The 12,739-nt window shown below is 63.3% G+C and carries 11 protein-coding genes and 1 pseudogene; 3 read left to right on the top strand and 9 right to left on the bottom strand.

Features of this window, described 5'->3' with window-relative positions:
* Nucleotides 1-159 precede the first annotated feature (159 nt).
* From F4U94_RS14080 to F4U94_RS14045, 8 genes and pseudogenes are all read right to left on the bottom strand, one after another.
* Nucleotides 160-2,703 (bottom strand): annotated as a pseudogene (locus F4U94_RS14080) (strawberry notch-like NTP hydrolase domain-containing protein); the annotation flags it as partial.
* Between the two features lie 89 nt (nt 2,704-2,792).
* Nucleotides 2,793-3,035, bottom strand: a complete 243-nt coding sequence (locus F4U94_RS14075) for a DUF6117 family protein (RefSeq protein ID WP_042441029.1) — start codon at nt 3,033-3,035, stop codon at nt 2,793-2,795.
* Nucleotides 3,036-3,123: 88 nt separating this feature from the next.
* Nucleotides 3,124-5,229 carry a ParB/RepB/Spo0J family partition protein gene (locus F4U94_RS14070; RefSeq protein ID WP_037530066.1) on the bottom strand — a complete coding sequence of 702 codons (2,106 nt, stop codon included), beginning with the start codon at nt 5,227-5,229 and terminating at the stop codon, nt 3,124-3,126.
* Between the two features lie 119 nt (nt 5,230-5,348).
* The gene (locus F4U94_RS14065; RefSeq protein ID WP_037530067.1) at nt 5,349-6,293 is read right to left on the bottom strand and encodes an ArdC family protein; all 945 of its coding nucleotides are present in this window, start codon (nt 6,291-6,293) and stop codon (nt 5,349-5,351) included.
* Nucleotides 6,294-6,401: 108 nt separating this feature from the next.
* Complete coding sequence (locus tag F4U94_RS14060; RefSeq protein ID WP_052149169.1) at nt 6,402-6,815, bottom strand: hypothetical protein; 414 nt, start codon at nt 6,813-6,815, stop codon at nt 6,402-6,404.
* Nucleotides 6,816-7,009: 194 nt separating this feature from the next.
* Nucleotides 7,010-7,447: a thermonuclease family protein gene (locus tag F4U94_RS14055; protein WP_198527008.1), complete on the bottom strand. Its 438-nt coding sequence runs from the start codon at nt 7,445-7,447 to the stop codon at nt 7,010-7,012.
* Nucleotides 7,444-8,172 carry a hypothetical protein gene (locus F4U94_RS14050; RefSeq protein WP_150411936.1) on the bottom strand — a complete coding sequence of 243 codons (729 nt, stop codon included), beginning with the start codon at nt 8,170-8,172 and terminating at the stop codon, nt 7,444-7,446. Before F4U94_RS14050 ends, F4U94_RS14055 begins: the two co-directional genes overlap by 4 nt.
* Before the next feature lie 44 nt (nt 8,173-8,216).
* Nucleotides 8,217-8,840, bottom strand: a complete 624-nt coding sequence (locus F4U94_RS14045) for a hypothetical protein (RefSeq protein ID WP_011157808.1) — start codon at nt 8,838-8,840, stop codon at nt 8,217-8,219.
* Between the two features lie 107 nt (nt 8,841-8,947).
* On the opposite strand from F4U94_RS14045, the gene F4U94_RS14040 reads away from it, so the two are divergent.
* The gene (locus F4U94_RS14040) at nt 8,948-9,250 is read left to right on the top strand and encodes a hypothetical protein (RefSeq protein ID WP_037530070.1); all 303 of its coding nucleotides are present in this window, start codon (nt 8,948-8,950) and stop codon (nt 9,248-9,250) included.
* A gap of 41 nt (nt 9,251-9,291) precedes the next feature.
* A complete protein-coding gene (locus tag F4U94_RS14035) occupies nt 9,292-10,716 on the top strand; it encodes a competence protein CoiA family protein (protein WP_037530071.1) in 1,425 nt (474 codons plus the stop codon).
* Nucleotides 10,717-11,099: 383 nt separating this feature from the next.
* Here F4U94_RS14035 and F4U94_RS14030 read toward each other — a convergent pair whose 3' ends face one another.
* The gene (locus tag F4U94_RS14030; protein WP_120251022.1) at nt 11,100-11,366 is read right to left on the bottom strand and encodes a DUF6356 family protein; all 267 of its coding nucleotides are present in this window, start codon (nt 11,364-11,366) and stop codon (nt 11,100-11,102) included.
* A gap of 116 nt (nt 11,367-11,482) precedes the next feature.
* Here F4U94_RS14030 and F4U94_RS14025 point away from each other — a divergent pair, with 116 nt between their 5' ends.
* Nucleotides 11,483-12,658: an aminotransferase gene (locus F4U94_RS14025; protein ID WP_120251023.1), complete on the top strand. Its 1,176-nt coding sequence runs from the start codon at nt 11,483-11,485 to the stop codon at nt 12,656-12,658.
* Nucleotides 12,659-12,739 lie beyond the last annotated feature (81 nt).

The following is a 12,739-nucleotide window of genomic DNA, read 5'->3' as shown; positions in this document are numbered from 1 at the left end:
CGCATGTTGGTTCCTTCGACTTGTTGAGGTCGAGGGAACCGTAATTATCTGGAGTGAAATCATGGAAAACCGAAGGAAACCTGCGCCTCCTGCCGCCACGCTCGACATAAACTGCGACTGCAAAGAATATATGTAATGTTGAGCTCAACATTACATCGTTTCGCGCGGGGTGATGTCGACGGCGATATCGGCCCATTCTTCGGTGGGAATGTCGGCGAGTCTCCGTTCGAGCAAGGCTTCGCCTGTGGAGACGATCTGGACGACGCAGGCGTGACCTTCGGCAAGGTCACGGTCGATCGCCGCGATCAGCGTCGGGGTCTTCATGGCGGTAATCAGATGATTGAAGAAGCGCTGCTTGGCGCTCTCAAAGGCCGACCGCGCCGCGGACTTGGCTTGAGCGTTCAGCGTCTTGGTTCTACCATCCGGCCCGGTGCCTGTGATGTTGGAGGCTTCAAGCGCGGCCGACAGATTGTTGTGAATGATCTCGAACGCGCCGGCATAAGCGTCATAGATGCCGGTTTGCTCGGCTGTCAGCCGGTGTTCAACGATCTCATATTCGACCCCTTCGTAGGACAGCGAGCGAGCGGCATAGAGGCCGAGCGCTTTGAGGTCGCGGGCGAGCACTTCCATCGCGGCGACGCCACCGGCCTCGATTGCCTGCACGAACTCGGCGCGGTTGGCGAACGGGAAGTCTTCGCCACCCCACAGGCCGAGCCGTTGGGCATAAGCGAGGTTGTGAACCGTCGTCGCGCCGGTCGCCGAGACGTAGAGTATGCGGGCATCGGGAAGCGCATGTTGCAGGCGTAAGCCAGCCTTGCCCTGCTGCGACGCGGCCTGCTCGCCGCGTTCGCCCTTGCCGCCTGCGGCATTCTGCATGGCGTGGGATTCGTCGAACACGATGACCCCGTCGAAGTCGGAGCCCAACCAGTCGACGATTTGTCGGACGCGTGAAACCTTCCCCTCGCGTTCGTCGGACCGTAGCGTGGCATAGGTGGTAAAAAGGATGCCTTCCTCCAGTCGGATGGGCGCCCCTTGGCGAAAGCGGGAGAGCGGCGTCACCAACAGCCGCTCCTGGCCGAGGGCCGACCAGTCGCGCTGGGCGTCCTCAATGAGCGCGTCGGATTTCGAGACCCACAGCGCGCGTCGATGGCCCTTCAGCCAATTGTCGAGAAGGACGCCGGCGACTTGGCGGCCCTTGCCCGCGCCCGTCCCATCGCCAAGCATGAAGCCTCGGCGAAATCGGACCATGCCGTCGGCATTTTCAGGCGCGGCACTGATCTGGTCGAAGGTCGCATCGACTGTCCAGGCGCCTGCCAACTGGCCATCATGGGCTTCGCCCGCATAGATGACGGTTTCAAGCTGGGCATCGGAGAGAAGGCCGGCTTCGATCAATCCCTCCGGCAGGAGCGGAACATAGCTCGGCTTCGGTGGGCACACAGAAGCCATGGACGCGGACTGCACGAGCGGCGTCGGATGGGGGCGAGCTCCATCGATGGCCACTGATTGCAGTCCGTAGCCTTCATAGAGAGCCTCGGTGATCCGATCGGCTGCGGGTTGGGACCAGTCCACCACGGAATAGCGGAGCGGCACGGCGGCGGGGTCGATCGATTGCGACGCAGATCGTGCAGGCGACGCAACGGATTTCCGCAAAGGCGGCTTTGCGGAGACGCGGCTCGGCGTAAAAGCGGCGCTGATGGGCAGGCGCGCGGGAATCGCATTGTCGACCCAAGCCAGAAGCTCGGTCGTACTGGACGCCATGCCGGGTGTGATGGGGAAGCATGATGGGTCATCGGCCGGGAGACGGTCGATCACGGTCAGGCGCGTTTCGGTCGTTGTACCATGCCGAGCATAGACACGGCCGTCGATCGCGGCGGAGAAGACGATTCGGCCCCGCGCCTGAAGGTCGATGAACGCATCGCGCCATGCTGCATCGTAGGGGGACAGGCTCGCCCCAGTGATGGCGACCAGGCGACCGCCTTCGGCGAGACGGGCCAGGGCGGAGTTGATGTGCCGCAGGGCCGCGTCGGCGACGCGGCCTTCGACCTGCGCTGCGACCGAGAAGGGGGGATTCATGAGGACGGCGCTAGGGACGAGCCCGGCGTCGAGATGATCATGGATGTGGGCGGCGTTAAACCGAGTGACGACCGCGGTCGAAAAGAGGTGACCGAGAAGGTCGGCGCGGGTTTCGCCCAATTCATTGAGCGCCAATTCGGCGCCAGCAAGCTCAGCGAAGATGGCAAGCAATCCGGTCCCGGCCGATGGCTCCAGAACCAGATCACCCGGCGTGATCATGGCTGCGCGTGCCGCGATCCAGGCAAGGGGCAACGGCGTCGAGAATTGCTGGAGCGCCTCGCTTTCTATCGAGCGTCGGGTGTGGGTGGGGAGCAGGCCGGCAATCTTGCTGACCACGGCAAGCTGCGAACTGGCCGGACGGCCGCACAGCGCCGGTCCAAATCGGCGCAGGAATGCGATCTGCGCTGCTTCGCACGCCTCATAAGCGTCTTTCCAGGTCCACAGCCCTTCGGCGTCCGATCCGCCAAACGCTGCCTCCATAGTGGTGCGAAGGGCGCGGGCATCGAGCGCCGTGCCCGCGATCAGGGTGGGAAGGAGATCCAGAGCGGCGCGGCGGAGCGCCAGGGCGCGATTGGCCGCCGCGCGGCTTGTCACGGTGAGGGTTGGGGACGCGAGTGCGGTTGATGTCATGGCGGGTCATCCGGGAGAGCAGGAGGAGGGCAAGCCGAACGGCGCTCTCTCTCTCGACCGCACCGGCTCGCCCCCTCCCGGCCCCGCTCTCACTCTGTTTCTGCAAAGCCGCCGCCGTCGGCCGGAGGCAGATAGGCGTCGAACGGATTGCCGGGCGCGAGATGGCCGAACGGCGTGAAGACATAGTCTTCGCCGTCTCGGCCGACGGCGCAAAGGACGTAGCGCAGCTCGCGCGTCTCGGCGTCTAGGCATTCCATCAGGGCCAGATCATCATTGCGGGCGGCCTGTAGGAGAGTCTGGAAATTGCGGGAGGCATGGTCGGGGATCGGCATGGCAAGCTCCTGACAAAAGAAAGGCCCGCCAGAAGGCGGGCCGAAAGGTGGGAGTGGAGCGGGGCGGCCGGACGCCGCCCCGCGATGTTCATTCAGCGGCGATGGCGTGCTCGAACCCTGTATCCGGCTCGGGGTCGGAGGCTCCGGTCTCGTCATCCTCGTCTGCGGTCAGGAAAGCCGGCAGCGCTTCGGGCTCCGATCCGTCCGGTTCGAGCAAGACGGGTTGATCGGTTGCGGTGCGCAACGGCTCCGGCAGCCAGCCTGAACCGGCCAGCAGCCGTTCGGCCTCCTTGGCCATATCGCCCTTCTTGAGGTGCTCAATGAGCTGGGCCTCGCGATCACCCTTGCCGTCGCGAACAGCCTCCAGAATGCGCGGCTTGGTCACGCGGCCGAGGTAGGATTCGACCGTCGGGGTCCAGCCTGCGGCGACCATGTCGAGATCGACGACCTGCGCCAACGCGTCAGCATGTTTCATCCTGTCGCCCTGGTTCCAGGACTGGTGGACGGCGTTGATGCTGAAGCTGACGCAGTGGGCGAACAGTGCCCCGCGTCGATCCGTGTCGAAGGTAGTCAACGTCTGCCACAACGCACCAGGGTCCTGAGGCAGCTGATCCGACCAGCTCGCATGGCGCGCGGTGATCGCCTGCGCCGACGCTGTGTCGTTGAGACCAGGCACCTGGTGACCAAAGGCGGAGTGCTTGGCTTCGATCTCCAGGCACGTCGCGGTGCTGAAGCGGTAGAACGTCTTCAGCGCGAGGGCATGAAGGACGGCGAGATAGGCAGTGTCGGGGTCGGCACCCACCGCGTTGCGCAACGCCAGCGTCCGATGCGCAGTTAGTTCGGTCATCAGCCGCTCGGGCAGCGGCTTGATGGTGTCGTCATCCTCATCGGGTTCGCCGCCGAGCTGGGCTGCGCCGCCGATCGTGATGACGGCGCGCTGGATGCCGGCATCGGGCTCGGAAGGCTCGACGGCCTCATCCGTATCGCCACGGGTGGCATCCGGCTCAGCTTCTGCCTCGTCCTCCGGTCGCACAAACCCGCGTTCGATCTTGAGGCTGCCAGAGCTGTCGAGGCTGACAAAGGCGCCCGCCCGCGTGATGTCAGCCGGATCGAACAGCGCCGGTCGGTTCTGGAGAGCTTCGAGCGCGGCCTCGATTTCGCCCAGGCGCTGGTCGGCCTCGTCGGGCAGCTCCTCGGCCTCGGCGTAGGTCTCCTCGAGCGCCGCATACTCCTGGCTGAGCGCCTCGTAGGTCGCGTGTTCTTCATCGGTCAACGAGCTGGTGGAGGGCAAGGCGCGGAGTCCGCGCGTGTGTCCGTAATCGAAACCGATGTCGGCGCTGATCCACTTCCAGCCTTCGGCGGCGACGGTCTCCGCAGCCGCCGCGAGTTTGTCTGAGACCAGACGGTCGAGAAGCGCCGGATCCTGGAACCACCCGCCGTCATCGGTCTGGAAGAGGTCACGCGAGATGTCGCCGCCTGCGGCTTCATAGGCTTCCGCGCCGATGAAACGTGCGCGTCGATCGGAAGCGCGCACGGCGCCTTCGGTCAACATGCGCCGGATCTGATAGGCTTCCTTGTAGGGGTTGCGCGCGAGCGCCTCCCAGACCTGTTCCTGACGCGCATGGTCGTTTGTGACGGTGAAGGCCATCAGCTGGTCCAAGGTCAATTCGTCCTCGGCGTAGAGGGCGAGCAGCCGGTCGGATACGGACGCCAACTTGAGGCGCTGGCGAACGATGGCCGGCGTGACGAAGAAGCGCGCCGCGATTGCCTCGTCGCCCTGACCCTGTTCGCGCAAAGTCTGGAAGGCACGAAACTGGTCGAGCGGATGCAGCGGCTCACGTTGACTGTTTTCGGCGAGCGAATCCTCCTCGGCCGAGATGTTCGCGCTCTCTCGGATGACACAGGGCACGGGTGCTGTCCGCGACAGGCGCTTTTGTTTCACGAGCCGTTCGAGCGCACGATAGCGCCGACCTCCGGCCGGCACTTCGAACATGCCGGTTTCATTGCCTTCGGCATCGACGACCGCGCGGACGTTGAGGCTTTGGAGCAAGGTCCGTCGTGCAATGTCCTCGGCAAGATCTTCGATCGACACGCCGGACTTGATCCGGCGCACATTGGACTGGCTCAGCAAGAGCTTGTTGAAGGGGATGTCCCGCGAGGGGGACAGGACGATCTTCTGGGAAGCTTGGGTCATGGGATATTCTCCGTGACGGGCGGCCGGGAGCCTCTCTCTCGACCCTGACCCGTCACGAACTCCGTCTCGACCCTCTTACTCTCCTGGACTCCGGCCGAGCTGGCGCGCAGCGGGCGAGGTCACGCCGCTTCCCGATCCTCCTCCCGTGCCGTCGCACTGGGCGCGAAGGCCAGGAGGTAGTCCGCCGCTTTGGAGGCCGCGCTCGCGGCGCGCACGATGGCGCGATTGTCCTCGCGCAGGACGTCGAGCCAGGCGCCGATGTAATCGGCATGGCGCACGGTTGGCGCGATGCCGAGGCTCGCGCAGCAGAAGGCCGACGTCATTTCGGCGACGAGCTCCTCGCGCGAATAGGCCTTCGACCCGAAGCCACCGCTCAGGTCGCGCGCGAGGCGTCCGGGATGGCCCGACCAATGCCCCAGCTCATGCAGGGCCGTGCGATGCCAGTTGATCGGCTCGAAATAGGCCTCGGGCCTGGGGATCTGGATGAAATCAGGACCCGGTGCATAGAAGGCCTTGTCTCCGCCCAGGCGCAGGTCGACGCCGCTGGCACGAATGAGCGCCTCCACTTCTGGCACGATCAGACCTTCGGGAATGGGTGAGGGCGGCGCCGATAGCCTGTCGGGCAAGCCCTCACATTGGGCGACATTGAACACGGTAAAGCGCTTGAGGAAAGGAATGGCGGCTGGATCGTCACCATTGTCCTGTGCCCGGCGACGCTCGTCATCGGGGATGAAGCGATCGGCATAGACGACGGTGGTGCCGTGTTCGCCTTTGCGGACATTGCCGCCCAGCCCCAAAGCCTGGCGGAAGGTGAGCCAGCCTTGCGTGGCGAAGCCATGTTGGACGACCGCGCCCCAGAGGATCAGGACGTTGATGCCGGAATAGCCACGATCGGTCGCGGCGTTCCGCGGCATGGCAAGTGGCGCCGATACCGTGCTCGAGCCCCAGGGCTGGACCCAGGGGAGGCGGCCTGCCTCCAGCTCGGCAATAATCTTGGTCGTGATCTCGTCGTAGATGTTCGAGCGCTGGGTTCGGGCATGGCCTTTGGAAGCTGGGCGTGTCATCGCGTATCTCCGCGACGGGCCGGCCAGAGAACCTCTCTCGACCGTCAAAACCCGTCACGGCGACAGCCGCAGCCCTCTCCCTCTAATGTGCGCCTGCGGATCCGTCAGCTACCTACTGACCGACACGCGGACCTGATCAAGCAGGCTCCGCGTCACGGCCAAGGCCTGATCGGGCGACATCGCCAAGCCGCCGGTGGCCACCAATTCGGACAGTCCGTGCCGCTTATAGTAGGGGCTGATAGTGGCGATCAGGGCGGCAAGGTCGGGATGCGCTGGTACAAATCCGACCTTCGCTGCTTCGCCGAGGGCTTTGGCGATGTCATGCCGCACCTCGATGCGGCAGCTATCGTCGTCCCATCCCCGCTCAACAAGGAGCGCTTTGAGCCCGAGTTCGAGTGCATAGCCGACATTCTGTAAAAGCGGTTCTCCGCAAAGCCGGGCTTCAGGTTCGGCGACGTGATCGGCCATGACGAGGAAGCTCGCGGCCCGTTCGAGCAGATGTGCCTGAAGCGTGGGTTTCATCGCGTGAGTCTCATGCTAACGGTCAGAGACAACGCACGTCGCTGCGAATGGATTCCGCCGTCAGGATTGGTTGTTACCGCGGGGGCGTTGCGGGGCGCTCCCCGCAGAAGGGGGCGGGCGAGACGTGTCGGCTCGACCGCAGGGGAAGGCATTCCCCTCCTGGACCTAGACCCTTCTGGATTGAGGTTCGACGATCAGTTGCCGCCTTCGGGCGCGTGCCGCGCGCGGAGTAGGTCGCCGATCGAGCGTCCATGGACGCGGCAGACGGCGATCACCCGGTCGAAAACGATCACGCGGCCACGCCGCCCGCGCCGCGCCTCGCAAGCTACATTCTGACCGAACGCAACCTGCTCGAGGAGCGATTTGGACAGGCGGCCATCAGGGGCGTGGAGTTCGGGCGCGTCAAAGTCCGCCAAGCGCACTTCGATCCAGGTGTTTGGATCGTTGGAATTGCCGACGCACAGTCCGTCGCCGTCACCGACATAGCGGACCGTTCCCGAAAACTGCTGCCCCGGCTGAGATGGCAGGCGACCTTCGCAGGGGTCCGCCCGGGCGGGCGTCGCCATTACCGAGAAGGCAAAGGCGCAGAGGACGAACGCTGGTGGGCTCAGCACACGGCGCGCCGCAATCATGCGGGATCCTCGGGCGCGGGAATCGTCAGGCCATAATCGGCCTTCAGCATATCGACGATACGAACCAGGGCGCGGTGAATGCTCAGCTCGTTGGCGCCGAATTTGTAGTGGCCGGTGATCAGCGCTTCGGGCTCGAGATCATCGACGCGCGCCTTGCGCTTCTCCTCCTTGCCGTCGCGGATGTATGTGACAGGGTATCGGAACGACCGTCCTTCGCCCTCCCAGACGCCCCAGGCGCTGTAGTTCTGGATGTTGGCATTGTAGCACTCCGAACCGATGATCGCCTCCATCCGCACCAGGATGTCGCGAATGGGACCGACCTTGGCGCGGGTGCGCTGAACGTAGCGATAGCCCTCGATCGCCTGTTCCACCGTCTCAAGCTGCATGGCGAACCAGTCATGCTCGGCGGCGGCCTTGCGTTTGTGTTCGGCAATGAAGTCGGTCGGGACGTCATCGGGCGCGAGGGCGGCTAGGGCTTTGAAGGCCTCGACCTCCTCCGAGACAAAGCCGTAAATCTCTTCCCAGGTGGTGTGGTATTCCTTCGCCTCCGTGAGGATCGCCGGCTTGTGGTCCGCAGCCTCCCCGTAATCTAGGTCGTCCAGCCCTCGGTAAGCGGTGGTCTCCGCGTCGATTGTATACTGCTGCATCTCCCGATCCCCCGGCCATTCCTCGCGGGCGACGCGCTTGATCTCGGTCAGGATTGCGGAAGGAATATCGTCAGCCATATCGGTTCTTACTCATGCGTTTATCGACAGCCATGCGCGAGCGATCATGGCGTTGGTGTCACTTCGAGCAAGAGATAGTGTAGCGAAGTCGTCCCATCCGCCCACTGGAACTGGTAGTCGCGCGCTAACGTGATGGGCGGACCGAAGTCTCCGCCAGTGTTGTAAGTCAGAGTCTTTCCAGCCTGGTATGTCGCCCCATTGCGAAAGTCGAAATCGCTGGTCGCAAGGGAATACACCTCGTTGCTGACGTAGTGCAGGTGGTCGGTCGCGACGATCATGAAGCCGACATCCGCGACGTCACCACAACTTTCAAGGCGCGCAATGTCTTTGAAGACCTCGTAGCGATTGTTGGGTTCTCGATGGTTCTTCCGCTTGAAGAACTTGAGCTCGATCGCGCATCGCCACTGTCGACCGTCATCGTCAGTGAGCCGGAACCACACATCGATGCGGCCGCGCTTGCCGCCGGCGCCGCGTAGAGGCTTTTCCAGCTCAACCGAGAAGGTCTCGCGCTCGCTGGTGATTTCGAGATCGGCAGCAGTGGCGATGATCCTGCCAAGGTGGAGTTGCAAGGTCGCTTCGCTTTCACACTGCACCCGACCGCCCGCTATCTGGCGGAAGAGGGTCGGAACCGACAGATTCACGATGGTGCGCAGGCGTTGAACGGACATAGCCTCGTCGATACTCCAGGTTGGCAAAATGTTGAGTCAGCTATTCCCATATGTTGTTCGTCGAGCAAGATGTTCTATAAAGGTTCCGCTATCGAGGGAGGACGTTGTTGGCCGAGATTCTTTTGAATGAGCAGGCAATCGCGCCCGGCGAACCCTATTTCGCGGTCTACGTGGACCGTCCTACAGGCGCTGGGCAATCGATCGTCGCCGAACTTGAAATGAACCTGGTTGGTCCGGTCACAGCCCAGATGGCGAAGCCACGCAGGCTCAGCGGCTTCGAGCTCCCCGCCCTCGAATTGATGCATAAGGCAAAACAGCGAGCGGCCGAGCAAGGTGTGATGAAGATCCTGCTGGTTGATCCGCAGGGGCTTTTGAGTTTGGCGCGGATCAACCGCTATGATCACGGTTAAACCAATGCGTCGCCACGGCGAGGCTGGGGAGCCGCCGCGCCGTGCGTCGCGGGACTGACCTGCAGCGAACCATCCGGATCGCCGATTTCGAGCTACCGCGCGGCGCGGTGCCGATCGAGACCCTTATGGCGATGCCCCGCGAAAGCTGGGAGCACCTGCGTACCCAGATCAACATTCGGCGTCAGGAGGCTCCGAATACGGCATTGGCGCGGTGTCGACTTTGCGAAGGCGGCGTGTTCATCCGTGCGCAGGCGGTGGATGGGGATCATGTTCCGTTTTACGCCCATTTTCCCGATAGTCCGCCGACTTGCCCTTGGTACGATGGCGGCACCCTCACGCCGGACGACGCGCGTGCCGCGCAATATCAAGGCAACCAGGAATCGGCGCTTCATCGCCAGCTCTGTCAGGTTATCGAAGCGGTGGCGAAGGCTGATCCACGATGCAAAGCGTCAGCGATCGATACCTACCTGCGTCCTGCCATCCACACTCGTGGCCGCTTTCCAGACATTTTCCTCGATATGGGCGACTTGGGTCGCTTTGCGCTCGAAGTGCAGCTTTCCAAGCCGTTCGCACCCGAGATCGCAGCCCGGCATTTGCACTATGAGCGCGAGGGCGTGCGGCTGATCTGGATTTTTCGGCGCCTCGACGAGCCGTTGCCTCAAGGATTCCATGACGTCATCACGATGCAGCGCGGGAATGCCTTCATCTTCGATGACGACGCGCAGGCCGCATCCGTCGCGAGCGGTACGCTCGTCATCAAATGCCTTCTCGAAGATGGCAAGGGCAGCTACCTAAAGCCGAGGCTCGTCGGTCTTGACGATCTACAGACCAGTTCGGGTAGGTCAGCTTTCGTCGAAGATCGACGCAGCGAACGGCTGGCGACCTACTGCCGTGAGGTTCGCAATCGCTGGTGGAAGGCGTTCCAGCAGGCGCAACGCGATAAGCCTGCCTCGCCGTTTTATAGCGAGAGCTTTGCCCCCGCATGGGCCTCGGTCCGCGCGCACGTTCCGGACCTATCGGCTTGGAGAGATGCGTATTGGGCTACCCATGCGGATAAGGGCCAGGCGCATCTCGCCAGCCTGTTCGCGATACTCTGTTCGATCGCGCATAGCGCCGCTCAGGACTCCGACGTCGTTTATATCACCCGCCATTCCGGGGACGGCGCTCTCCTGGCAATGCTGAATAGCAAGGTCGGCTCAGCAGCCTTTGCGCCCTATGCAGATATGATCCTGCAGTTTCTGGGCGTAACCCGCGCGGCTGCCCTTGGCGAACGCACATCGCTTCAGAAAATCGTCCGCAATGCACGGGAGACGCATGACCAAGTCACGATCGATCACCCCGTGTGGAAGGCTGTCGTTCGGCTTTTCCCCGAAGCGCTCGATGGTGTGGTACGCGCAGAATTGATCGACTTGGCGCAACTGCCACGCTGGGCGGATCCTAGCTCTGGCCCTCAGGCGCTCGGATGAGAGGCCGGTGTTGGCGTCGGATCGGAGTACGGATTGCAGAGCTCTTCGCGCGATGAAGCGCGTTGCATTTCGGTCGTTCGACGGTATTTTTATCGACGCCCCGAGATGCATGAATCGGGTCAGACAGCCTCATAGTCTGTCCGATAGAAGACGATACATCGCGAAGAATGCATGTCGCGAACGGTGGCCGATTTATCCTGAAATTTCCGAAGCGTAGCTTTTTGCCAGATTCCCTGACGGTAGTTTTTCCGCGAAAATATTTTTTATGGTTCTAAATCAAATAGATGGGTTAGGCCCGAATAATCGAGTGGGAATAAAGCCCGCGCAAGCGGTCGCAGCCCCAAGAAAAAAGCCGCCCCACAGGGCGGCTTTTTTCTTGCCCCTCAAATCTCATATTCCGGGCGCCATTGCGGGCTGAGATAGGCGGGCGTCCGCTCTTCCAGATCCGGCTGCCGCTCGCGCATCTCGCCATAGAGGCGCTTGACCATGCCGCTACCGGTCCGCGTGAACAGCGCCGGCACGATGCCATGGATCATGCAGGCCAGCCCCGACCGCACCATCAGAAAGCCAAAGCGCATCGCCACGCCCATATGCTGGGGATAGCTTTCTCCCACGTCACGGGGGTGCTTCAAAAACAGGCGACCGATCATCACAAACCTCTTCCTATCGGATCAACGCCCTTATCCGGCCATTGGTCCCCCCGTCATGCCTTATCATGAGGGATCATCGCTTGACCCGTCTCCCTCCATCGGGAACATCCTGCCGCATGACCGACGCGCCTTCCCTTGGCCATCCCGTCTACCGGGACATGCCGACCACCATTTTCGAAAAAATGTCCGCCCGCGCGCGGGAAATGGGCGCGATCAATCTGGGACAGGGTTTCCCCGAAGGCCCCGGCCCGCGCGATGTGTTGCAAGCCGCCGCCGACGCGCTGCTGAACCAATCCAGCCAATATCCGCCCATGCCGGGCCTTATCGAATTGCGCACAGCCGTCGCCGGTCATTATGCCCGCCATCAGGGGCTGGACCTCAGCCCGCAGGACATCATCGTCACATCCGGCGCGACAGAGGCCCTGTCCGCCAGCCTGCTCGCACTGGTCCGGCCCGGCGACGAGGTGCTGATGCTCGCCCCGCTCTACGACGCCTATGTCCCATTGGTGGAGCGCGCAGGCGGCATCCCGAAAATCGTCACGCTGACGGCGCCCGAATGGCATATCACCCGTGCCGCACTGGAGGCGGCCATCACGCCGCGCACCCGCATCCTGCTGATCAACAACCCGGTCAATCCGACCGGCGTCGTCATGCGCCCGACAGAACTGGCGCTGCTCGCCGACCTGTGCGTCGCCCACGACCTGACCGCCATCTGCGACGAGGTATGGGAGGAAACTGTCTATGACGGCCAGCCCCATCGCCCGCTGATCGGCTTTCCCGGCATGCGCGACCGCACGGTCAAGATCGGCTCGGCGGGGAAGATCTTCTCGGTCACCGGCTGGAAGGTCGGCTGGATGTGCGCCGCGCCCGCGCTCGCCACCCTGCTCGCCCGCGCGCATCAATATCTGACCTTCACCACCCCGCCCAACCTGCAATGGGCGGTGGCGGAGGGGCTTGGCTGGCCCGACGACTGGCTGGCGGACCAGCGCGCCACCTATCAGGCCTCACGCGACCGGCTGGCGGCGGGCCTCGAAAAGGCCGGCTATGCCGTCCTGCCCAGCGGCGCCACCTGGTTCCTTTCCATCGATCTGCCGGCATCCGGCATCGCATTGGACGACGTCAGCTTTTGCGAGCGGATCATCGACGAAGCCGGGGTTGCGGCCATACCCCTTTCCGCCTTCTACCCGACCGATCCGGCCACCCATCTCGTCCGCCTCTGCTTTGCCAAGACGGACGCGACGCTGGACCGGGCGATCGAACGACTGGCCGCCTTCCGCGCGACGTTGGGCTGACGCAAAGGCCGCGATTTGACGGTCCAACGCGCCGTCTCTCTTGCGGCCTTCGCCAGCGCCCGCTAGGTTCCCGTTTCGTTC

The sequence above is a fragment of the Sphingobium limneticum genome, from assembly GCF_008710155.1.
In the GTDB taxonomy this organism is placed as follows: domain Bacteria; phylum Pseudomonadota; class Alphaproteobacteria; order Sphingomonadales; family Sphingomonadaceae; genus Sphingobium; species Sphingobium limneticum.
The sequence above is the reverse complement of the archived record's forward strand: the minus strand, read 5'-3'. Positions and strand labels throughout refer to the sequence as shown.